Here is a 19,974-nt window from a genome sequence, read left to right on the forward strand (position 1 = left end):
AGCATGAATATCGAAGGTATCGTCGCCGTCGTCACCGGTGGCGCGTCCGGGCTGGGCCGCGCGACCGCCGAGCGCCTGGTGGCGCAGGGGGCGAAGGTGGTGATCGCCGATCTGGCGCCTAATGGCGACGAGGTGGCGAGCGAGATTGGCGGCGGCACCCGCTTCGTCACCGCCGACGTGACCAGCACGGAGCAGATGAACGCCGTGTTCGACGCGGCCGAGACGGTGGGTCCGCTGCGCGCGGTGGTGCACTGCGCGGGACGTGGGGGCCCGATCCGCGTGGTCGACAAGCATGGCGAGCCGGGATCGCTCGAAACCTACGAGATGGTCGTCCGGATCAATCTGATCGGCAGCTTCAACGTGCTGCGCCTGGGCGCGGCTCGGATGGCCAAGAGCGAACTGGTGGATGGCGAACGCGGCGTGGTGATTCTCACCGCATCGGTGGCCGCGTTTGAGGGGCAGATCGGGCAGATCCCCTATGCCTCTGCCAAGGCGGGTATTGTGGGGATGACGATCGTGGCCGCGCGCGATCTGGCGGGCCGCCAGATCCGCGTCTGCACGATCGCGCCGGGTACGTTCGACACGCCCATCCTCGCCCGCCTTTCGGAAGATGTGCGGGGATCGCTGGCGAAGGCGGTGCCGCATCCGTCGCGGTTGGGTCAGCCCCACGAATTCGCTATGCTGGCCGGCCAGATCATCGAGAACCCGATGCTGAACGGCGAGACGATCCGCCTCGATGGCGCGATAAGGATGCCACCGCGATGAGCGGGCTGATCCTGCATGACGAGACAGATGGCGTCGTCACCTTGACGCTGAACCAGCCGGACCAGCGCAATCCGATCTCCGATCCGCCGACGATTGACGCGCTGGTCGCCGCGATCGAGGCGGCCGATCGTGATCTTGCGGTGCGGGTGGTGATCCTGACGGGCGCGGGCAAGGCCTTCTCGACCGGCGGCAACATCGCCGCGATGAAGCCGGGCGGTGGGCTGAACGATTCTCTCGGCGCGAACACGCGGCGCAACTATCGCAACGGCATCCAGCGCCTGCCCCTGCTGTTCGAGGCCATCGAGGTGCCGGTGATCGCCGCCGTCAACGGCCCGGCGATCGGCGCCGGCTGCGATCTGGCGTGCATGTGCGACATCCGGATCGCCGGCGAGAGCGCGAAATTCGCGGAGAGCTTTGTCAAGCTGGGCATCGTACCGGGCGATGGCGGGGCGTGGCTGCTGCCGCGCGTCGTCGGCTTCTCGCGGGCGAGCGAGATGGCCTTCACGGGTGATCTGCTAAACGCGGCGGAAGCGCTGGCCTGCGGCCTCGTCTCCCGCGTGGTGCCGGACGAGCGGCTGATGGACGAGGCGCGGGGGCTGGCCCAGCGGATCGCCGCGAACCCGCCGCATGCCGTGCGGATGACCAAGCGGCTGCTGCGCGAGGGCCGTACCGCGAGCCTTGCCGGCATCCTCGAAACCTCGGCGGCGGCGCAGGCGCTGTGTCACGGGACGGACGATCACCGTGAGGCGGTGGCCGCGTTCCTCGAAAAGCGGCAGCCGCGTTTTATCGGCCAGTGAAGGGAGCGAAGGCGTGAGCGAGCAATCCGACGTCGAGGGCTTGCGCGAGGAGCTTCGCGGCTGGCTCGCCCAAAACGTGCCTCCCGACTGGCGGGAGCAGCAGGCCGGCGACAATATCGACGGCTTCCTCGCGTCCCAGCGCGAATGGCTGGCCCGGCTGGTGGAGGGCGGCTATGCCACGCCGCACTGGCCGAAGGAATGGCCGGGCGGCGGCCGCTCGCTGGCCGAGCAGGTCGCGATCTTCGAGGAGATTGCTCGCGCCGACGCACCCCGCATGAGCCTGTTCTTCGTCGCGCTCTATCACGCCGCCATGACCCTGATGGAGTGCGGGACCGAGGCGCAGCGGGCGCGCCACCTGCCCGCGATCCTGAAGGGAGAGATTTGGTGTCAGGGCTTCTCCGAGCCTAATGCCGGCTCCGACCTGGCGTCGCTGCGCTGCAAGGCCGAGCGGCGCGGAGATCATTATGTCGTGAACGGCCAGAAGATATGGTCCACCCTCGGCCAGTTCGCGGACTGGTGCCTTTTGCTGGTGCGCACCGGTTCGAGCGGGCCGAAGCAGACCGGCATCACCTTCCTGCTGATGGACATGAAGTCCAAGGGGGTGGAGGTGCGGCCGATCCGCCAGATCACCGGCGACGAGGAATTTGCCGAGCTGTTCCTCGACGACGTGCATATCCCGGTCGAGAACCTCGTCGGCCAGGAGAGTGAGGGCTGGCGCGTCGCTCAGACGACGCTGTCGTCCGAAAGGGGCCTCACTCTGGTGGAGTTGACCGAGCGGCTGGCGCGGTCGCTTTGGCGACTGGTGGGGATCGTGACGCAAGACGGGGCAGAGGCCGACCGGATCGACGACGAAGCCCGGCGCCGGATCGTCGACATCGCGGCGCGGATCGAAGGCCTGCGCGCGATGATCGCGGCGTTCATGGCGCGGCGCATGGCCGGGCAGGAGGGTGTGGGCGATGCCTCGATGCTGAAGCTCGGCTACGCGCGGATCCTGCGCGATTTCACCGCGCTCGGCCTGCGTCTGCGCGGAATGGCGGCGCAACGCGACACGCGATACGTGCTAGGTGCGGGCTATGAGACGAGCAACTGGATGTTCGACTTCATGAATTCCTATCAGTGGAACATCGCCGGCGGCGCCAATGAGATCCAGCGCAACATCGTCGCCGAAAGGGTCTTGATGATGCCGCGGGAGAAGCTCGCATGACGCCCGCGACCGATATGGCCGAACCGATCGAGGCGATCGAGCCGGAGGAACTGCGCGAGGGCGCGAAGCGGCTGCTGGCGGATCGGATCGACCGGCGTGCCGGCTGGCACGAAAGGCCGCGCGCGGATATATCGGCGCTGCTCGGCGAGATAAGCGAACTCGGCTGGGTGCTGCTGACCGCGCCGCCGGCCAATGGCGGGCTTGGCCAAAGCTTCGCCGCGCTTGCGCCTATCTATGAGGAGATGGGGCGCGCGCTGTCGCCGCTCTCACTCGCGGCGACGTTGCAGGCGGTCGACGTTCTTGCCGCCACCGGCGGTGCGGCGGCGTCCGCCTTGCTCGATCGGATAACCGGCGGTGAGGCGCGCGTGGCAACGCTGTGGGCGACTGTTCCGGCGGAAACTCCGATCGACGCGGATTTCATCACGGTGCCGGGCACGGCGGATGCGACGGACCTGCTGATCCTGCCAGAGGATGGCGAAGGGCCGGTGCTGCTGGTCGATTTGTCGGTCGATGGCGTGACGGTGATGCCCGTCGATACGTGGGACCGCACGCGATCGTTCTGCGACATCAGGTTGCGCGGTGTCGATGCCGTCTCCCTGACCGGGGCCGGTGCCGCGCGCCTCGCGCGAGCGCACGGAGATCTGGCGATGGCATGGGATTGCATCGGCGCCGGCCTGCAGTGCCTGGATGAGGCGATCGCCTATATGGGTACGCGCAAGCAGTTCAATCGCCCGATCGGGTCTTTCCAGGCGCTGAAGCATCGCTCGGCCGACCTCAAGGTGGGGCTGGAGATCGCGCGGGCGCTGGCCGATCACGCCACCATCACGTTCGCGAGACGCGGTGCGGGGTGGGCCGATCTCGCCGGGCAGGCGCGGATATTGGCGGTCGATGCGTTTCGCGCGGTGGCGGAGGAGTCTGTGCAGTTCCACGGCGGCATCGGCTTCACATGGGAATATGACTGTCACCTGTTCCTGAAGCGCGCGCTGATGAACGAGATGATCGACGAGACGCCCGAGCAGGTACGCGATCGCATCGCGCCCGCCGTCATGGAACGCGCGCTGGCCCGCCTCTAAGGCTCACGGACGCAGAAAGGGGCCGGCGGGGCAGGAGATCGTCTCTCCTACCCCGCCGGCCCCTTTCTTTTGCTACATCGTAAGCGCGACGGAGCCGAACGGACGCGCCGTGCTCATGTACTTAAGCGCCGCCGGCGCCTCGTCGAACGGGAAGCTGCGATCGAACAGCGGCTTCACCGTGCCCTGATCGGCGAAGCGAGTGAAGTCGTCCCACGCCTCGCGCCATTCGTCGGGGGTGCACGTGTAGACGCCATAGCCCTGGATGCTGCCGCGCACGAGGATCAGATCGGCCAAGGTGATCGTGGAGCCGCGGCCTGCTGCGAAACCCAGCACGATCGCCTTGCCGTAGCGGACGAGGCATTTCACCGCCTGGCCGATCACCGCGCCGCCGAGCGAATCGATGATGATATCCACGCCGACGCCGCCGTTGCGCGCCATGACGCCGTCCGCGATCGCTTCCTTCGACATGTCGATGACGTTGTCGAAGCCGGCTTCGGCCGCCTTTGCCGCCTTGTCGGGCGAGCTGGTGGTCGAGAACACCTTCGCCGCGCCCATCGCCCGCGCCAGCTGATAGGCCGCATTGCCGACCGATCCGCCGATCCCGGTGGCCAGGACGGTCTTGCCCGGCGCCATGCCGGCTTCCTTCAGCGCGCGATAGGCGGTGGGATAGGCGACGGCCGCCTGCGCGGCGGCGCCGTCCGGCACGGAGGCGGGGATGCGCGCCATGTGGTCCGCCTCCACCGCGACATAGTCTGCCCAGCTGCCCGGCCGCATGAAACCGTAGGGAAAGGCGCCGAACATCACGCGATCGCCGACGGCGAACGAGGAGGCGCCGGCATCCTCGACGATGCCGGCGCCCTGATTGCCGGGTATGATCGGGAAGCTGGCCGGCGGAAAGTTCGCTTCATTCTCGTCGTTGATGATCGCGCCGTCGAATGGCACGACGCCGGGCGCCGTCACGCGGACGAGAACCTCGGTTCCGGAGATGGTCGGCCTCGGCAGATCGACCAGCCGGAGATCCTGGGCGCCCGTCTGGGCCTCGATCTGCCAAGCGCGCATATCCTATGGTCCTCACTATAGCTGAAAGAGTGGATCAGCGTTGCCGGCGGACGACGATGCCCGCCGCCTCGCGATCCCAGGTGGCGGCGGTGACGCCCTCGTCGCGCAGGCGGTATTTCAGCACCCGGCCCGTGGGGTTCTTGATGAGTTCGCGACGGAATTCGTAGAAGCGTGGCACCGCGAAATGCGGCAGCTTCTGGATCGACCACAGGCACAGCTCGTGCTCGGAGAGTTCGGCGCCTTCGCGCAGGACGATGGTCGCCTTGATCTCGTCCTCCGCGTCCTGCGCGCCCGTCGCGTGGATGGCGCATTCCGCGATGGCCGGGTGGCCGGCATAGACACGCTCGAGCTCGAAGCTGGAGACGTTCTCGCCGCGCGCGCGCAGATAGTCCTTCGCGCGGTCGGCGAAGAAAAGGTAGCCGCCCTTCAGGTAGCCGAGATCACCCGAATGCATCCACAGGTTACGCCAGGCCTTGCGGGTGTCTTCGGGGCGCCGCCAATAGCCCTCGAACATCACGTTCGGCTCGCGCGGGCGATAGACGATCTCGCCGACCTCGCCATCGGGCAGCGGCTGGTCGTCGCCATCGACGATCATCATCTCGAACTCGTCGGTGACGCGGCCGGCGCAGGTGGCGGGCGGGGTCTCGTCCGCGTCGACCATCGTCAGGCGCACGCCCTCGGTCTGGCCGTAGGACCAGGAGGAGACGAGCGGCACACCGAACCGGGTCTGCCAGATCTCGCGGACCTCGGGCGTGATCGGCTGGCCGTAGATCATCTTCAACCGGCCGTAACACCGCTTCATCGCCGGCGTGTCGGGCGCGTGCGCGACGAGGGGGAAGATGGACGCCATCAGCAGGGCGTTGGTGGCGCCTGACGCCTCGATATCGTCCCAGAAGCTGGAAACGGAGAAGCGCGGCCACACCGCAAAGCGCATACCCTCGACAAGCGCGCCAAGCACGATCGTGAGCGCGGCGGCGTGGAACATCGGCAGCGGCGTCCATGCCACGTCCTCATGCGTCTGCGGGATCGCGCGGCGTTGCTGCCGGCCCTGCATGCAGAGATAGTTGTGGCTTATCATGCAGCCCTTGGAGGGGCCGGTCGTGCCCGAGGTGTACATCAGGCTGGCAAGATCGTGCGGCTCGACCATGATCGGCAGCGGCGAGCCGTCGTCCCCGCGATAGGCGTCGAGCGGCTCGATCGGGATATCGGCCGTTGGCAACGGTCCGGTGTCACGGCAGAGGATGCGGCGGACATCCGGTATCTCTCCCGCTATCTCGACGAACCGGTCGAGATAATGCCGGTCGCACAGCACCAGTTCGGCCGCGGAATCACAGATCTGGTGGCGCAGGAACTCGCCGCGATAGGCCGTGTTGATCGGCACCCAGATCGCGCCGAGCTTGTTGATCGCGAACCAGCAGATCAGCACGTCCATATTGTTGTCGAACAGGGTGACGACACGATCCTGCTTCTTCACGCCCAGCTGCGCGAACATGCGCGCCATCGCGTTGGTGCGCGCGTCGATCTCGCGATAGGTGATGCGCTCTCCGCCGATATTGGCGAAATCCCTGTCGCCATGCTGTTCGACGGCGCGGGCGAGTGCGTGGATCACCGTATCGCGTGGGCCGCGCCGATAGGTTTCGGCCGACCGCGCGGACGGCTTCGGCTGGAGCATGGCGGATGTCGACATGGCGGTAATTCCAGGAACTGGCAGGTTGGACGGCAGCGCGGGCGGCAGCAGCGGCTAGGCGGCGAGCCTGGTTCCGGTATCGACCTTCTCGACGAGGATCATCACGGTCGCATCGCGCTCCAAGAACTTCAGCTCGTCCTCGACCAGGATGGGATTGATGTCGTCGTCGTTGAAGATGCGCGTGATCTCCTCCACTGCGGCCTGATCCGCCACCACCATCTCGGTGATGCAGTCGTAACCGATGTCATAGGGGGCGGGCTGCGTGCCGGCGGGGATGTTGCTGGGATTGAGCAGCGCGAACTGCGGATAGTTCCGCACGTAGCCGAGCAGAAGATGGCCGATATACTTCTGCGCCAGTTTCACGTGGCTGCTCTCATAATGCTCGCGGAAGAAGTCCGGCGTGGTGCCCGCCTTGCGCTTCAGGAAGTAGATCATCTTGATCATGCGGTTCACTCCGGTTTGCGGATGTCGAGCGCATCCAGCGCGAGCTTGGTGTCGCTGTAGAGCGGACTGCACAGGGCGACCTTGCCCGACCGGATACGCCAGACTTCGGCCAGCGGGATGTCGATGCGGGTGCCGGTCGTGGTCGCCGTCGCGCTGAAGCGGCCATAGGCGATCACATACTCCTCGCCGTCAGCGATCGCATCGATCGTGTAGGCGAAGTCGCGCCAGTAGCCGAAGACGTTCTGGATGGCCGCCTTGATCGCCGCCTTGCCCCTGAAGGTGCCGCCATAAGGCAGCGACGTCGCCTCGACCAGTTCGGACGCGTCGTCAAAATCGGCGAGAAAACCGTCGAGATCGTCTCGTGCGAACAGCGCCTCATAGGCATCGTCGACCACCTGCCGCGCGGTCCTTGTTGCGGTCATGCCACTCTCCCTCGTCCGCGCTTACCTGGAACCAGACGAGGTGCGAGGCCAAGCGCGCGGTGCATGGGGTGAAGCCGGCCTGCCGCGACAGTCAAATCGGACCGAGCGCGACTTCGGGCAGGAGCCCTTCCTCGACCAGCGCCGTCCAGAAATCGTCCGGCACGGTTTCGGCGACGGCGGCGAGGTTGCCGTCGAGTTCCTCGATCGATCGCGCGCCCGGAATGACGCTGACGACGGCGGGATGGCGCAGCGCGAAGCGAAGCGCGGCGGCGGGCAGAGATATGCCGAAGCGGGCGCAGAGTCCTTCGATCCGGCGGACATGGTCCAGCATCGCGGCACTGGCCGGCGCATAGTTGAAATAGGCGCCGTCCACGGCACCGGAGGCGAGGATGCCGGAACTGTACGGTCCGCCGGCGACGATCCCGACGCCGCGACGCAGGCACGCGTCCATCAGCTCCGGCGCGGCATCGTGCTGCAACAAGGTGTAACGGCCGGCAACGAGGACAAAATCGAAATCTCCCGCCTCGACGAAATCGACCAACATGCGCCACTGGTTCATGCCGACGCCGACCGCACCGATCGTGCCGTCGGCACGCAGGCGATCCAGCGCGCGATAGGCGCCGTTCATGGCTTCGGAGAAGTGGCTGCGGGCATAGGGATCGGCCGCGGGATCGATGCCCACGGTCTCGTCGGGATCGTGGATCGCGACCATGTCCACCCGGTCCAGCCCGAGCCGGCGGAGGCTGCCCTCGATCGATCGCATCGCTCCGTCGTACGAGAAATCATAGGCGGTACGGCAGCGCGGAATGTCGACGAACAGCGACGGATTGTCCTCGCCTTCCTCCAGCGGGATCAGCGCATAGCCGACCTTGGTAGACAGGACGAAGCTCGCCCGGTCTAACGAGGGCAGGACGGTGCCGAGCCGTTGCTCGCTGAGCCCCGCGCCATAGCAGGGCGCCGTATCGAAGAAGGTGATACCGGCCTCGCTCGCGGCGGTGATGAGCCGGCGAGCCGCGCCGTCGTCCACCGCAGTGTACAGGTTGCCGAGGCTCGTGCCGCCGAGCCCGAGTTCGCTGACGGAAACGGCGCTGCGGCCGACGCGATTGCGCTTGAGTGACATGGCGATATCCCGCCCGTTGTGGGTTCCCGCCGCAGGTCGGCGCTTTCGCACGCAACGCCCATAACTGTGGCCGCACGGCGGATTGTCCAGCGCGGAACGACATCCGGCTTGCTGCCGACAGGCCAGTCGGATTGCGCCCGCAAACAAACGGAGCCGGATCGTTTGACCTACAGGGCACGTAGCGATGCTGACCACAGCGAGACAGCCACAAGGAGAGCAGCCGGTGAGACGCGTGATCTTCCACGGCGTCGGCACGCCGCTGACGATCGAGGAACATCCCGATCCGGAGCCCGCCGATCACGAGGTGGTGATCCGGGTGGGACGCTGCGGCATCTGCGGGAGCGATCTGACGATGACGGATCCGGCCTCGCCCGTCCATTTCCCGGCCGGCGCCGCACTGGGCCATGAATATGCCGGCGAGATCGTGGCGCTGGGCCGCGCGGTGACGGGCCTTGCCATAGGCGACCGGGTGACGGCCCTGCCGACGGCCGGCTGCGGCGCCTGTGTCGCCTGTCGCGCCGGCGACCCCAATGGCTGCCTCGAATGCCATCACATCATGGGCGGCTTCGGCGAGTATACCCGCGCCGACGCCCGGCTGGTGACGAAGCTGCCGGACGCGCTCTCGCTGGCGGACGGCGCGCTGGTGGAGCCGCTCGCCTGCGGCTGGCAGGCCGCCCGGCTGGCCGGCGTCGGCGCCGGATCACGCGTGCTGGTGCTCGGCGCGGGGCCGATCGGGCTGGCGGCCACCTATGCCGCGCGCAGGGCGGGCGCCGCTCGCATCGCGGTGGTCGCGCGCTCCGATCGCGGTAACGGGCTTGCCACCGCGATCGGCGCGGACGCCTTCCTGACGCAGGGAGAGACGCTCGACACGGAAACGGTGGCGGCGCTTGGCGGACCGGCGGAGGTGGTGATCGAATGCGCGGGCACTACGGGCGTCCTCCAGCAGGCTTTCGCGCTGGTCCGGCCGCGCGGCACCGTCGTCTCGGCCGGCTTGTGCTTCGATCCGCAGACGATCGCGTTCGGTGCCGCGATCGGCAAGCAGGTTACGCTGCGCTTCAGCCTTGCCTACACGCTCGGCGACTTTCGCGCCGTCGTCGATGCGCTCGACGCGGGGCATGTCGAACCACTGGCGATGCAGGGCGAGACGATCGGCCTGGGCGCGTTGCCGGCCAAGATCGAAGCGATGAGGGGCGGCAGGGTGGCCGGCAAGGTGATGGTCGATCCATGGCGCCCGGACGAGCAGGAGACCAACGTAGCATGAACGATCACCCACCAGTTCCGCGATCCTTCGATCAGGTCACGCCGGAGTGGCTCACGGCGGTTCTCCGCCGGACGCATCCGGGCATCAAGGTCACATCGGCCAAGGTGGATCCGACGATGGGGCACAAGCCGAACAAGGCGCGCGTCCATTTGGCCTATGACGCAGCCGGCGAGCAGGCCGGGCTGCCGCCGACTTTAGTGGTGAAGGGAACGTTCAACGGCACGACATCGCGCGGGCGTATCATCGACTTCTCGAACATGGCCGAACTGGTCTCATACCGCGACATCCTGCCCCGGCTGACGGTCAACGTGCCGCGCCTGCTGTACCAGACCTGGGAGGCGGAGCCGAGCGAGGCCGTCGTGCTGCTGTTCGAGGATATGGCGACGCGCGAGCCGACCTATTTCCCTACCGCGTTCAACACGCTGGACTATGGTCAAGCCGCCCGCTTCTTGACGGCGATGGCGCGCTTCCATGCGGAAAGTTGGAACAGCCCGGCCTTTGCGCCCGGCGGCGAGTGGGGGCCAGGTACCCCGGCGGGCGAGAATGCGGCGCGGATCCGCTCCGACTATTTCGATATCCTGCCCCGATCGGAGCATTGGCAGACCTCCGTCGTCTCGCCGCGCGGGGCCGCGATGCCGCGCAAGCTGCGCGATCCGGACCGGATGGAGGCGGGCTGGCTGCGGCTGGTCGCCAGGCTAGAGGCGCATGCGAAGGTGATCGTCCATGGCGACGAGCATCTCGGTAACCTGTTCGTCGAGCCGGACGGCACGCCCGGCCTCTACGATTTCCTGGCGCGCGGCGAGGCGTGGCCGCTGGGGCTCGTACGCTTCCTAATCCCGGCCCTGGACATTCTTGACAGGCGCGCGTGGGAGCGGGCGCTGCTGGCCGGCTACCTGGCGGACCTGCGCCGTTTCGGCGTAGAGCCGCCAGGCTTCGAGGAGGCATGGCTCGTCTATCGCGCCTCGGCCATCTGCACGCTGATGATCTGGTTGAACAACAGCAGCACCTGGCAGCCGGAGGCAACCAACACCGCCAACGCCGCTCGGGCAGCGGCAGCGGTGATGGACCATGATTCCTTCGGACTGCTCGGCCTTTGAGCCGTCGACTGGAGTGGCGACATGGCTGAGCCGGGCTTGCTGATCGAGCGCATCGGGCCGATCGCGCGGCTGTCGCATAATCGGCCCGAGCGCAGGAATGCGCAGAGCGCCGCGTTCCTCGACGCGCTGGATTCGGCGCTCGCCGATGCGATCGCCGATCCGGCGGTGCGGGTGATCGTGCTGGGGGCTACCGGCGCGCACTTCAGCGCGGGGCACTACCTGAAAGATCCCGACACCATGCGCCACCAGCGCAATCCGGAGGATCGCTACGAGTTCGAATCTCGCTGCTATCGCGATTATGCGCTGCGGCTGTGGGATGCGCCTAAGCCGGTGATCGCGCAGGTGCAGGGCGCGTGCATCGCCGCCGGCTTCATGATCGCCAACATGTGCGACCTGATCGTCGCATCCGACGATGCCTTCTTCGCCGATCCCGTGGTGGGCGCGGTCGCGATCTCCGGGGTGGAGATGCTGGTGCATCCGTGGGTGATGGGGCTGCGGCAGGCCAAGGAGTTTCTGTATGCCGGCGGGCGGGTGACGGCGGCAGAGGCGCTGGCCATGGGGATGGTAAACCGCGTGGTGCCGCGCGCCGACCTAGAAGGCGTCACCCTGGAGCTGGCGGAGCGGATCGCCCGATCCTCCCCGTTCGCGTTGCGTCTCATGAAGCGCTCGCTGAATCGCACGGCTGAGATACAGGGCTTCCGTGCCGCGCTGGATGCGCATTTCGATACGCACCAGCTTTCCCACATGAGCACGGACGGCCAGGCGCGCACGGCCGGCGACATGGGCGCCGCGATCGGCGCGATGAAGCGGGGGAGCAGCGTATGACGGGGGCCGCGATGCGGGCAGTGCTGGTGCGCGAGTGGATCGATCCCCAGGTTTATCCGGTCGTCGAGGTGCCGCGGCCACGCGCCGCGCCTGGCGAGATCGTCTTCGCCGTCGACACGGCCGCCGTAAACTTCGGCGACACGCTGATCGCGACCGGGCGATATCAGGTGCGGCCACACCTCCCTTTCGTACCGGGCACCGAAGCCTCCGGCACGGTTAGCGAGGTTGGCGAGGGCGTGAATGACTTTCAGGTCGGCGACAGGATCGCAGCGTGTGGCTTCGTCGGCAATGCGCGGGTGGATCGGCGCATCGTGGGCAGCTTCGCCGAATATGCGTGCATCGCCGCCGCGAACGCGGTTCGCCTGCCCGATGGGGTCGCGCTGGAGGAAGCCGCGCTGTTCCGTTCCAACACCGAGACGAGCGCCTTTGCCTTGCGGAAGGGGCGGCTGGCGGCGGGCGAGACGCTGCTCGTGCTCGGCGCCGGCGGCGGCACGGGCTTTGCCGCGGTCGAACTCGGCAAGGTCGCGGGGGCGCGAGTGATCGCGTCCGCCTCCAGCGAGGGCAAGCGGGCGATCGCGCTCACCGCAGGTGCCGACGTCGCGATCGACAGCCGGGCGGAGGATTGGCGCGATCAGGTCAAGGCGCTCACCGGCGGAAGGGGGGTCGACGTGGTGTACGATCCGGTCGGCGGGGCGGCGACGGAACGCGCATTCCGCACGCTCGCATGGGATGGACGGCTGGTGGTGGTCGGCTTTGCCGCGGGTACCATCCCCTCGCTGCCGGCGAACCTGATGCTGTTGAAGGGCGCCTCGCTGGTCGGCGCGAACCTGCTGGAGGGCTACCGCCTCGAACCGGAGCAGTGCGCGGCCGAGGCGCGGCGGCTGATCGCGCTGTTCGGCGCGGGACGGCTGAGCGTGCCCCCGGTCGCCCGGCGCTATGCGCTGGATCAGGTGGGCACGGCGCTGGCCGATGTGGCGTCGGGAGCGGTCGCCGGCCGCGTGGTCATCAAGATCGCAGGTTGAAGGAGAAGGCGATGTCTGCAGGCCCGCTGAACGGCGTGACGGTGATCGAGGTCGGGGGCTGGTTCACCGGCGCCATGGCCACCTGCATGATGGCGGATCAGGGCGCCGACGTCATCAAGATCGAAGCGCCCGGCGGCGATGGCTTCCGCCAGACCGGCACCGCTCGTGGCGGCCACGCCGCGATGTTCATGTCCGCCAATCGCAACAAGCGCTCCGTGACTCTCGATCTGAAGCAGGCGGAGGATCTGGCGGCCCTGCGCGCGCTGGTCGGCAAGGCGGATGTGTTTGTCCAGAACGCCCGGCCCGGCGCGATGGCACGGCTGGGGCTGGATGCGGACACCTTGCGCGGCGCCGACCCGCGGCTGATCCACGTCTCCATCTCGGCCTACGGCCAGACCGGGCCGAACGCTTTGGAAGGCGGCTTCGATACGCTGCTGCAGGCACTTAGCGGGCTTTGCGTCGTGCAGGGTGGCGGTCCCGCCCATCGGCCGCAGATGGTCCGGACGCTGGCGGTCGATAAGATGACCAGCCCCATCGTCGCGCAGGCGATATCGAGCGCGCTCTATGCGCGCGAGCGCACGGGTGTGGGTGCGACCCTGGACTATGCGATGCTCGACGGCATGGTGTGGTGGATGTGGCCCGACGGCATGACCAGCCAGACCTTCATCGGCGATGGCGTGGAAGTGGCCCCCGATCTCGCCGAGATCGACTTCTTGTGCCCGACCGACGACGGCTTCATCGTCGCCACGCCGCACATGGAGCCGCACTGGCTGGCCTTCACCGAACTGATCGGCCGGATCGACGTTCGCGCCGACCCGCGCTTTCGCACGGCGCGGACCCGGCAGGTGAATATGGGACCGTATTCCGAGCTGGTTCGCGGCGCCTTCGCCGGCCGCACCACGGCCGACTGGTGCCGGCTGCTGCGCGAGCGGCAGATACCCTGCGCGCCGGTGCTCGCGCCGCACGAAGTGGCCGACTATCCGCAGGTGGTATGGAATGGCACCATCGAGGAGATCGACCATCCGGAGGCGGGCCGCTACCGCTCCGCCCGTGCCCCCGTCCGCTTCGACGGTGTGGCGGCGGGTACGCGCACGCCGCCGCCCGCGCCGGGCCAGGATACGGAAGCGGTGCTGCGCGAATACGGCATCCGCCGCTGACCGTCAGGCGGTGCGGCGTGGCCCGCACGGAGTCGCCGTGAGCATGCGGAACGAGGCCATGTCGAACGCGTCCGTCATCGCGATGCGCCCGTCCGCGACCCGCGCGACCAGATCCGCCACGGTCGCGGCGGGATCGTCGCCGGTCATGTCGTAGATCGCCGCAAAGCGCCATTCCGCGCCCTCCGCCAAGGTGAAACGACGCGCGGCGGCGATGCCCGGCACGGCCAGCACGTCCGGCAGGTGCACCTCGTCATACCAGAGATTGAAGGCATCCTCCTCGCCCGCCGTGGCGTTACTGAGGACAATAAGCTGGTGATCCATGATCGGTCTCCGATGCGCGACGTGCCGTGGTTAGCGGTGGCGGGCAACCGGATCGCGTGCAAACGGCTTGGTTGCATCAGCAGGCAAGCGGCTATTCGGTGCATATCGCGCCCTTGCGCGATAAGGCACGGCAGAAGGAGCGCGTCATGCGGGAACTACCGATCGGCTTCGATCACTGCGTCATCGGCTCGTCCGATCTGGCGCGATCCGACGCGTTCTACGCGATGGTTTTCGGTGCCCAGATCGGCGCACCGAGAGAGGATTTCCGCTTCTACCGGATCGGTGCGCAGCAGCTGAACGTGCATGGGCCAGGGCTGGCGGAGGCGGTCGGGCCGTCGCTGGTCGCCCGGATCCCGGTCGCGCCGGGCGGCAGCGACCTCTGCTTTGAATGGCGCGGCCCGATCGCCGGGGCCGCCGCGCATCTCGGCCGCTGCGGCGTACCGGTCGAGACGGGGCCGCGACAGACCGCCGGCGCGAAGGGACCTGGCACCAGCGTCTATTTCCGCGACCCCGACGGATCGCTGCTCGAATTCATCAGCTACGAACCGGAAGGAACGTCGAAGTGACTGTCGCGCGGCGTCACATCCCGCTCGAAGGCGGGTCGAACATGCGGGACATCGGTGGCTATGCCGGAGCCGACGGGCGTACGGTCCGGTGGGGCACGATCTATCGCTCGGGTGCGATCTCGCGGCTGACGGCGGCGGATTGGGAGTGGATCGACCGGCGCGGCATCGCCACCGTCTGCGATCTGCGCGCGCGAGAGGAGCGCGATCTGGCCCCGACCCGCTGGCAGGGGCGATCGGACGTGCGGCGCGCCGATCATGCCTATGACGCGAACCTGCTGTTCGGCGCCGAGCGATCGACGCTGGCGGGCGTGAACGAGATGGAGACCTCGCTCTATCTCGTGTTCGCGCGGCTGCTCGCGCCGTCGTTCCGGCTGTTCTTCGGCGCGCTGCTCGAAGGCCATGTGCCGCTGATCGTGCACTGCGCCGCCGGACAGGACCGGACGGGGCTGGCGATCGGCCTGCTGCTCACCGCGCTCGGCGTGGCGCGCGAGGACATCATCGCCGATTACCGGCTCTCGCCGTCGCTGCGCCGGCCGGAGAACGAACTGGATCGCACCGGGCTCGAGGAACTGGCGCATACCAATCCGGTGGCGCGTTTCTATGTGGCGATGGTCAAGCGGCGTGGGCCCGACGTGTTCACGCCGCGCGAGTTGGTGAACGCCCGCGGGGAGCCGCTGCTGGACGACGCCTTCGCCGCGATCAGGGGGGAGTGGGGATCGATCGAAGCGTATCTCGAAGAGGTGCTGGGTGTCGGTCCGACCGAGATCGAGCGGCTGCGCGCGCTGCTGCTGGAGGACGCCGGGACGATGGCCGGGGCATGAAGAAGCCAGTGTCCCTTCCGCTCGCACCACCCTGCAGCTACGGCTCCGGCACGGCCTTCCGGCGGATACGATTGACGGGCACCCCGGGGCTGGTGCTGGCCGAACTCGAGGATCACGCCCACGGGATGCGCTGCCGGCTGCGGCATGACGGGGCGCACGTCGTCGATGTCGAGGCCGAGTTCATCCGCTATCCGCTGAGCACGTGCCTTGGAGCGGACCTGCCGTTGCGCGCGCTGGTAGGCGAGGCGCTGGGGCGAACGGCGCGCGACTTCTTCGCTGGGGGCCGCGCACGCGTCAACTGCACCCACATGTTCGATCTGGCGTGGCTCGCCTCGCGGCATGCGCTGCGTGGCGCACGTGTGCGCGACTATCTGATGGCGGTGCCAGATGCGCCCGAAGGCCGCACCGACGTGACGCTTTCGCGAGACGGCGCCGAGATACTGCGCTGGCGGATCGAGGACGACGTCATCACCGATCCGGCGCCCTTCGCGGGACGGCATCTGTATCGCGGCTTCGTATCCTGGGCGCTGTCCGCGCCGGAACTGGACGACGATCTGACCGAAAGCGTGCTGGTGCTGCACAAGGCCTGCTTCGTCAGTGGGGCCCGGCGCTTCGCCCTCGCCTCCGGCCCGCTGGAGGAGGCGGAGAAGCGCGCGACCGTGGGCGTGTGCCATGGCTACGCCGCCGCCACCATCGACGAGGCCGTTCGCCCCAAGGGAACACGCCGCGATTTCAGCGACCATCCGGAACGCCTGCTACGGTATCTCTGATCCGGCACTTGTGCGCTTACAGTCAATTTGACGACCCTGTACGGTCACGAGCCGCCGCGCACGTCCCGCGAAAACATGATATTCCGGCGTCATGAACGTCGCGACGCGGCCTGATCGAGGATGAGGGTGATGAACAAGCCGATGGAACGCTCCAAGAATTATGCCACCAATCGCGAGAATGAATGGCGTTTGAAGGCTCCGGCAGTCGAAGGGTGGCAGCGCAGCGTACGCCCTGGCGCCGACAAATACTTCATCGTTTCCTGCGACACTCACCTGATGCCGCCGGTGACTCTCTTCCGAGACCGGCTGGACAAGCAATGGCACGACCAGTTGCCGCGCGTTGAAAAGCGCGATGATGGCGAGCGTTACATCGTGATGCCGGGCGCTCGCGCGGAGCGGCTGATCGACTTCAAGTTCGAGGGCGAGGATCTGTTGCGTTCGAAGGCGGGCGGCGATTCGATGGCGATCGCCGGCGAGGGCTCGGAGGTGAGCCTGCAGCGCATCGCGGATCAGGACATGGACGGTGTGGACGCCGAGGTGATCTTCCCCAACGGCCCCGCATTGCTGATGTGGTCGTCCAGCAACGATGCGTTCGTCTCGGCGCAATGCGCGGTGTGGAACGACTGGGCCTGGGAGGTATGCGGGCCGTACAGCGATCGCTGCTCGCCCGCGGCCGCGCTGAACACCGCCGATATCGAGGGCGCGATCGCCGAGGTGCAGCGTGTCGCGAAGATGGGATATCGCGTGCTCACCCTGCCGTGCAAGCCGATCTGGGGCGAGCATGACGTGAGCCACATCAACTACAATCTGCCGGTGTTCGACCCCCTATGGGCGGCGATCCAGGACGCCGATCTGGCGATCACCTACCATGTCTCGACCGGCAAGGATCCGCGCGCCGCGCGCGGCAATGGCGGCGCGATCATCAACTATGTCGTGCACTCGCTGGCGCCCACGATGGAGCCGATCGTCAGCATGTGCGCGTCCGGCGTGTTCGAGCGGTTCCCGCGCCTGCGTGTCGCGACGATCGAGGCGGATGCCGGGTTCGTGCCGTGGATGCTGCAGAAGATGGACGAGGCCTATCTGAAGCATCATTTCTGGGTGCGTCCGAAGATGAAGGCGCTGCCGAGCGACTATTATCGCAGCAACTGCTACGCCTCCTTCGGCGAGGACCGCGCCGCGCTGGAACTGATCGAGAGCTTCGACCTGGGCGACAACTTCATGTGGGCGAACGACTATCCGCACCACGAAGGATCGTGGCCGCACTCGGCCGAAGCGATCGAGCGGACCTTCGGCGACGGCGTCAAGGAGGAAACCCGCGCCAAGCTGCTGGGCCTGAACGCCGCGCGCTGCTTCCGCTTCGACATCCCGCAGAAGTATCGCGACTGACAAGCCCGCGTCCGGCCGGCACCATCGCGGCGGCGGTGCCGGCCTCAGCGGCGTGCGGCCAGCTTCGTCTGCTCGGCGAGTTCGAGGGCGAGCCCTGCCTCCAGCGGCAGCTCCAGCCCGGCCCGCACGGCCGCCAGCGCGGCGGCGATGCCGGCCCGATCGTGTCGCACATAGCGCGCCATCACGTGCTCCGCACACGAGAGGGCGCGGCCGGGCTCGGCCAGATGATCGACGAGGCCGATCGCATGCCCGGCCGTCGCGTCGATCGGCGCGCCGGACAGGATCATGTCCAGTGCGCGGGGCGCGCCGACGATCCGCGGCAGCAGCTGCGTGCCGCCGAAGCCGGGAATGAAGCCGATGCCGATCTCGGGCAGGCCGAGCGTCGCGGACGTGGCGGCGACGCGGAAGGTGCAGCCCATCGCGAGTTCCAGCCCGCCGCCGAGCGCCGGGCCATCGATCGCCGCGATACTCACCACCGGCAGCGCGCGCAGGCGCAGGATCAGGCGGTGCATGTGGCGGGCGCGCTCCAGCGGCGCGGCGAGCGGCTCCTTCAGATCCGCACCGGCGCAGAATACCGGCCCGGCGCCGGCGAGGATCAGGCCGCGCACTCGTTCGTCTCTTTCGATGCGGTCCAACGCCTCCTCGATTACCGCGATCATGCCGCCGTCGATCGCGTTGCGCCGGGCTGGCCGATTGAGCGTGAGCACCAAGCAGCGGCCTTCGAGCGCGGATCGAACGAAGGCCGGCTCGTCGGGCGCGATCATGTCCATGGCGTGCATCCCCTTTGCGGTCAGGATGCTGTAGCGGCGCAATTCCCCGCTCCGCGCGGTCGATAAGATATGCGCGGCGGCAGTGCAGCACGGACATAGATGCGCTGCGCGGTGCGGCATGGCCGGCGGCTCCGGCAGCGCGGATTGTGCCGCGACCGGAGCGGGAGGGCAGGATCAGCAACGTCACCGAACTGAACGAGCCGGTTCCCTCGCTGCGCTTCGACGATCTCGCGGCCGGGATGCGCCTGCGGCTGGGCACGATCACCCTTACGCGTGAGGAGGCGATCGCGTTCGCCGCGCGCTACGATCCGCAGCCTTTCCACCTGGACGATGCGGCGGCGGCCGAGAACCCGCTGTTCGGGCGCCTCTCCGCCAGCGGGTGGCACACCGTGGTGACGATGCAGATCCTGCTCGGCAGGTACACGAAGCAGGCCGGCCTGCTCGGCCTCGCGGGCGGCGGGGTGGAAGACATGCGCTGGGTTCGGCCGGTCTTCCCGCCCGAGACGCTGACCGTGCTGCTGGAGGTCGTCGCGGTGCGACCGTCGCGCTCGCGGCCGGAGCGGGGTGTCCTGACGATGCGAACGGACGCCTTGGACGATGCCGGGGCCTTGGCGGCGACGCTGACCGTGACAGGCATTTTCTTGCGATGAGGTGCGCGTGGGGCATGGTCCGCCGCCGGCCGGCCCCACAACAGGAGGAAGCCGGATGGCTTACTACATCACGACGAACGTCACGCTGAAGTTCGGCAGGAACGCGTCCTACAACGACATGATGGCGCAGCTGGCGCCCTACATGGAGCGGCACGGCTGGAAATTGCTGCTCGCGCTGCAACCCTATGTCGGCGATCTGGCGCAGATATTCCATGTCTGGGAAGTGGCGGAGTTCGACGACGTCAGGCGGGGCCTGGAGGCCTGCGCCGCCGATCCCGAAGCCCATGCGATCCTTGCGCCGATGCCGGATCTGCTGGTGACGGAGGCGATGCAGCTGACGGTGAAGACACCCTATTCGCCGTGACTCCGTAAAGAAAGGAACTGGCCGATGAAGATCGTGATCCTGATCAAAAAGAAAGCCGGCATGAGCCGCGAGGATTTCATCCGTCACTACGAAACCAGCCACGCCGTGATCGGCAAGCGAATGCTGGGGCATCTGTGGACACGCTACGTGCGCAATTATCCGCAGAGCCTGATGGAGTATCAGCCGGAGGCGAACAGCATCGACGACAGCTATGATGCGGTGACGGAAATCTGGCTGAAGGACGAGGCGGCGCTCGCCGAGATGGGCCGGATCATCAACGAGCCGGAGAACAACGCCCTGATCCTGGCCGACGAGGAGAAGTTCCAGGACCGGCTGAAGACGCGCCTACTGATCGTCGACGAGATCGATAACGGCACAACCCTGTAGGAGCGG

23 protein-coding genes are annotated in these 19,974 nt (G+C 67.6%); 16 read left to right on the forward strand and 7 right to left on the reverse strand.

All coding sequences use genetic code 11. The features are described 5' to 3' along the window. Nucleotides 1–3 precede the first annotated feature (3 nt). From GNT64_RS21120 to GNT64_RS21135, 4 genes are read left to right on the forward strand one after another with little or no spacing between them, the layout of a single operon-like run. On the forward strand, nt 4–765 hold the full coding sequence (locus GNT64_RS21120; protein WP_156681276.1) for an SDR family NAD(P)-dependent oxidoreductase: 762 nt from the start codon (nt 4–6) through the stop codon (nt 763–765). Next, nucleotides 762–1,562, forward strand: coding sequence for a crotonase/enoyl-CoA hydratase family protein (locus GNT64_RS21125; protein ID WP_156681277.1), 801 nt, complete (start codon nt 762–764; stop codon nt 1,560–1,562). Before GNT64_RS21120 ends, GNT64_RS21125 begins: the two co-directional genes overlap by 4 nt. A gap of 13 nt (nt 1,563–1,575) precedes the next feature. Continuing rightward, on the forward strand, nt 1,576–2,766 hold the full coding sequence (locus tag GNT64_RS21130; RefSeq protein ID WP_156681811.1) for an acyl-CoA dehydrogenase family protein: 1,191 nt from the start codon (nt 1,576–1,578) through the stop codon (nt 2,764–2,766). Next, complete coding sequence (locus tag GNT64_RS21135) at nt 2,763–3,839, forward strand: acyl-CoA dehydrogenase family protein (RefSeq protein WP_156681278.1); 1,077 nt, start codon at nt 2,763–2,765, stop codon at nt 3,837–3,839. The genes GNT64_RS21130 and GNT64_RS21135 overlap by 4 nt, the downstream gene beginning before the upstream one ends. 72 nt (nt 3,840–3,911) lie before the next feature. Here GNT64_RS21135 and GNT64_RS21140 read toward each other — a convergent pair whose 3' ends face one another. From GNT64_RS21140 to GNT64_RS21160, 5 genes are all read right to left on the reverse strand, one after another. Beyond that, nucleotides 3,912–4,898 carry a quinone oxidoreductase family protein gene (locus GNT64_RS21140; protein WP_156681279.1) on the reverse strand — a complete coding sequence of 329 codons (987 nt, stop codon included), beginning with the start codon at nt 4,896–4,898 and terminating at the stop codon, nt 3,912–3,914. Nucleotides 4,899–4,932: 34 nt separating this feature from the next. Beyond that, nucleotides 4,933–6,585, reverse strand: coding sequence for an AMP-binding protein (locus GNT64_RS21145; RefSeq protein ID WP_197277179.1), 1,653 nt, complete (start codon nt 6,583–6,585; stop codon nt 4,933–4,935). A 54-nt stretch (nt 6,586–6,639) separates the two neighbouring features. After that, entirely contained in the window at nt 6,640–7,029 is a 390-nt protein-coding gene (locus tag GNT64_RS21150) for an EthD domain-containing protein (RefSeq protein ID WP_156681280.1), read from the reverse strand. Nucleotides 7,030–7,034: 5 nt separating this feature from the next. Further along, complete coding sequence (locus tag GNT64_RS21155; RefSeq protein WP_156681281.1) at nt 7,035–7,451, reverse strand: nuclear transport factor 2 family protein; 417 nt, start codon at nt 7,449–7,451, stop codon at nt 7,035–7,037. Between the two features lie 91 nt (nt 7,452–7,542). After that, nucleotides 7,543–8,826, reverse strand: a complete 1,284-nt coding sequence (locus GNT64_RS21160) for an aldo/keto reductase (RefSeq protein ID WP_156681282.1) — start codon at nt 8,824–8,826, stop codon at nt 7,543–7,545. Here GNT64_RS21160 and GNT64_RS21165 point away from each other — a divergent pair. From GNT64_RS21165 to GNT64_RS21185, 5 genes are read left to right on the forward strand one after another with little or no spacing between them, the layout of a single operon-like run. Continuing rightward, entirely contained in the window at nt 8,795–9,832 is a 1,038-nt protein-coding gene (locus GNT64_RS21165) for a zinc-dependent alcohol dehydrogenase (protein ID WP_156681283.1), read from the forward strand. The genes GNT64_RS21160 and GNT64_RS21165 overlap by 32 nt on opposite strands. After that, nucleotides 9,829–10,929, forward strand: coding sequence for a phosphotransferase (locus tag GNT64_RS21170; RefSeq protein WP_197277180.1), 1,101 nt, complete (start codon nt 9,829–9,831; stop codon nt 10,927–10,929). The genes GNT64_RS21165 and GNT64_RS21170 overlap by 4 nt, the downstream gene beginning before the upstream one ends. A gap of 21 nt (nt 10,930–10,950) precedes the next feature. Then, entirely contained in the window at nt 10,951–11,754 is an 804-nt protein-coding gene (locus tag GNT64_RS21175) for an enoyl-CoA hydratase (RefSeq protein WP_156681285.1), read from the forward strand. Continuing rightward, nucleotides 11,751–12,776, forward strand: a complete 1,026-nt coding sequence (locus GNT64_RS21180; protein ID WP_197277181.1) for an NADPH:quinone oxidoreductase family protein — start codon at nt 11,751–11,753, stop codon at nt 12,774–12,776. The genes GNT64_RS21175 and GNT64_RS21180 overlap by 4 nt, the downstream gene beginning before the upstream one ends. Nucleotides 12,777–12,787: 11 nt before the next feature. Continuing rightward, the gene (locus GNT64_RS21185) at nt 12,788–13,933 is read left to right on the forward strand and encodes a CaiB/BaiF CoA transferase family protein (protein WP_156681286.1); all 1,146 of its coding nucleotides are present in this window, start codon (nt 12,788–12,790) and stop codon (nt 13,931–13,933) included. A gap of 3 nt (nt 13,934–13,936) precedes the next feature. Here GNT64_RS21185 and GNT64_RS21190 read toward each other — a convergent pair whose 3' ends face one another. Next, nucleotides 13,937–14,254, reverse strand: a complete 318-nt coding sequence (locus tag GNT64_RS21190) for a hypothetical protein (protein ID WP_156681287.1) — start codon at nt 14,252–14,254, stop codon at nt 13,937–13,939. 26 nt (nt 14,255–14,280) lie between these two features. Here GNT64_RS21190 and GNT64_RS21195 point away from each other — a divergent pair, with 26 nt between their 5' ends. From GNT64_RS21195 to GNT64_RS21210, 4 genes are all read left to right on the forward strand, one after another. Further along, a complete protein-coding gene (locus GNT64_RS21195; protein ID WP_197277182.1) occupies nt 14,281–14,820 on the forward strand; it encodes a VOC family protein in 540 nt (179 codons plus the stop codon). After that, nucleotides 14,817–15,641 (forward strand): tyrosine-protein phosphatase, encoded by an 825-nt coding sequence (locus GNT64_RS21200; RefSeq protein WP_277873247.1) that lies wholly within the window; start codon nt 14,817–14,819, stop codon nt 15,639–15,641. Before GNT64_RS21195 ends, GNT64_RS21200 begins: the two co-directional genes overlap by 4 nt. 71 nt (nt 15,642–15,712) lie before the next feature. Then, complete coding sequence (locus GNT64_RS21205) at nt 15,713–16,411, forward strand: DUF2889 domain-containing protein (RefSeq protein ID WP_231639144.1); 699 nt, start codon at nt 15,713–15,715, stop codon at nt 16,409–16,411. Between the two features lie 129 nt (nt 16,412–16,540). After that, on the forward strand, nt 16,541–17,797 hold the full coding sequence (locus tag GNT64_RS21210; RefSeq protein WP_231639145.1) for an amidohydrolase family protein: 1,257 nt from the start codon (nt 16,541–16,543) through the stop codon (nt 17,795–17,797). A 44-nt stretch (nt 17,798–17,841) separates the two neighbouring features. On the opposite strand, the gene GNT64_RS21215 is transcribed toward GNT64_RS21210, so the two are convergent. Beyond that, entirely contained in the window at nt 17,842–18,687 is an 846-nt protein-coding gene (locus GNT64_RS21215) for an enoyl-CoA hydratase/isomerase family protein (protein ID WP_156681290.1), read from the reverse strand. Nucleotides 18,688–18,713: 26 nt separating this feature from the next. Here GNT64_RS21215 and GNT64_RS21220 point away from each other — a divergent pair, with 26 nt between their 5' ends. From GNT64_RS21220 to GNT64_RS21230, 3 genes are read left to right on the forward strand one after another with little or no spacing between them, the layout of a single operon-like run. After that, entirely contained in the window at nt 18,714–19,217 is a 504-nt protein-coding gene (locus tag GNT64_RS21220; protein ID WP_156681291.1) for a MaoC/PaaZ C-terminal domain-containing protein, read from the forward strand. Nucleotides 19,218–19,272: 55 nt separating this feature from the next. After that, on the forward strand, nt 19,273–19,581 hold the full coding sequence (locus GNT64_RS21225) for an NIPSNAP family protein (protein ID WP_156681292.1): 309 nt from the start codon (nt 19,273–19,275) through the stop codon (nt 19,579–19,581). Nucleotides 19,582–19,605: 24 nt separating this feature from the next. Further along, nucleotides 19,606–19,968: an EthD domain-containing protein gene (locus GNT64_RS21230; protein ID WP_156681293.1), complete on the forward strand. Its 363-nt coding sequence runs from the start codon at nt 19,606–19,608 to the stop codon at nt 19,966–19,968. Nucleotides 19,969–19,974 lie beyond the last annotated feature (6 nt).

Origin of the sequence: Sphingomonas profundi (genome assembly GCF_009739515.1) — a bacterium.
Classification (GTDB): Bacteria; Pseudomonadota; Alphaproteobacteria; order Sphingomonadales; family Sphingomonadaceae; genus Alterirhizorhabdus; species Alterirhizorhabdus profundi.

Bases quoted from the DNA above. Each gene is read 5' to 3' on its own strand.
- GNT64_RS21125 (WP_156681277.1), top strand. From the start codon at position 762: ATGAGCGGGCTGATCCTGCATGACGAGACAGATGGCGTCGTCACCTTG.
- GNT64_RS21230 (WP_156681293.1), top strand. From the start codon at position 19,606: ATGAAGATCGTGATCCTGATCAAAAAGAAAGCCGGCATGAGCCGCGAG.
- GNT64_RS21185 (WP_156681286.1), top strand. From the start codon at position 12,788: ATGTCTGCAGGCCCGCTGAACGGCGTGACGGTGATCGAGGTCGGGGGC.
- GNT64_RS21225 (WP_156681292.1), top strand. From the start codon at position 19,273: ATGGCTTACTACATCACGACGAACGTCACGCTGAAGTTCGGCAGGAAC.
- GNT64_RS21170 (WP_197277180.1), top strand. From the start codon at position 9,829: ATGAACGATCACCCACCAGTTCCGCGATCCTTCGATCAGGTCACGCCG.
- GNT64_RS21120 (WP_156681276.1), top strand. From the start codon at position 4: ATGAATATCGAAGGTATCGTCGCCGTCGTCACCGGTGGCGCGTCCGGG.
- GNT64_RS21145 (WP_197277179.1), bottom strand. From the start codon at position 6,585: ATGTCGACATCCGCCATGCTCCAGCCGAAGCCGTCCGCGCGGTCGGCC.
- GNT64_RS21180 (WP_197277181.1), top strand. From the start codon at position 11,751: ATGACGGGGGCCGCGATGCGGGCAGTGCTGGTGCGCGAGTGGATCGAT.
- GNT64_RS21210 (WP_231639145.1), top strand. From the start codon at position 16,541: ATGAACAAGCCGATGGAACGCTCCAAGAATTATGCCACCAATCGCGAG.
- GNT64_RS21135 (WP_156681278.1), top strand. From the start codon at position 2,763: ATGACGCCCGCGACCGATATGGCCGAACCGATCGAGGCGATCGAGCCG.
- GNT64_RS21150 (WP_156681280.1), bottom strand. From the start codon at position 7,029: ATGATCAAGATGATCTACTTCCTGAAGCGCAAGGCGGGCACCACGCCG.
- GNT64_RS21175 (WP_156681285.1), top strand. From the start codon at position 10,951: ATGGCTGAGCCGGGCTTGCTGATCGAGCGCATCGGGCCGATCGCGCGG.
- GNT64_RS21190 (WP_156681287.1), bottom strand. From the start codon at position 14,254: ATGGATCACCAGCTTATTGTCCTCAGTAACGCCACGGCGGGCGAGGAG.
- GNT64_RS21140 (WP_156681279.1), bottom strand. From the start codon at position 4,898: ATGCGCGCTTGGCAGATCGAGGCCCAGACGGGCGCCCAGGATCTCCGG.
- GNT64_RS21215 (WP_156681290.1), bottom strand. From the start codon at position 18,687: ATGCCGCACCGCGCAGCGCATCTATGTCCGTGCTGCACTGCCGCCGCG.
- GNT64_RS21155 (WP_156681281.1), bottom strand. From the start codon at position 7,451: ATGACCGCAACAAGGACCGCGCGGCAGGTGGTCGACGATGCCTATGAG.